Source organism: Nitrobacter winogradskyi, from assembly GCF_006539545.1.
Lineage (GTDB): Bacteria > Pseudomonadota > Alphaproteobacteria > Rhizobiales > Xanthobacteraceae > Nitrobacter > Nitrobacter winogradskyi_A.
In genome coordinates, this window is record NZ_BJNF01000172.1 from 1 (window position 1) to 503 (window position 503).

General features: G+C 53.9%; 1 protein-coding gene. It reads right to left on the reverse strand.

Going from position 1 to position 503, the window contains the following annotated elements; genetic code table 11:
* Window positions 1–70: 70 nt before the first annotated feature.
* Entirely contained in the window at window positions 71–403 is a 333-nt protein-coding gene (hspQ, locus tag NWI01_RS18680) for a heat shock protein HspQ (protein WP_141385430.1), read from the reverse strand.
* Window positions 404–503: the final 100 nt, after the last annotated feature.

Below are 503 nucleotides of genomic sequence, written 5' to 3' on the forward strand. Positions count from 1 at the left end.
AAAACGCGTTAAAAATACTAAGGTAGGGTCTTTCACCGTTTCCATGAAGAGAGTGAAAGACTCTACGATCTCAGTTCAGAGACGGGTTGCGGGGGCGATAATCGCCGGATTCATCCTGGATGAAAATCTCCTTCACCTGCGAATGCCGGATTGGCTCGCCGGAGTCGTCTGGCAAAAGGTTCTGCTCCGACACGTAAGCCACGTATTCGGAATCCGCATTCTCGGCGAGCATATGGTAGAATGGCTGATCCTTGTGCGGCCGGACATTCTCCGGGATCGAGAGCCACCATTCTTCCGTGTTGTTGAAGACCGGGTCGATATCGAAGATCACACCCCGAAACGAATAAATCCGATGGCGAACGATTTGGCCGATCTGGAATCTGGCGGTACGTGCTTTCGTCATCCCTGACCGCATAGACCAGGACTGCGGACGAAGCCAGAGCGATCGGACTGGATTCCACGGACGGGAAGATCGAGGTCCTGGCTCAAGGCTGGCTAGGTCA

Excerpts from the sequence above, each read along its gene's own strand:
- hspQ (WP_141385430.1), bottom strand. The coding sequence starts at position 403 with ATGACGAAAGCACGTACCGCCAGATTCCAGATCGGCCAAATCGTTCGC.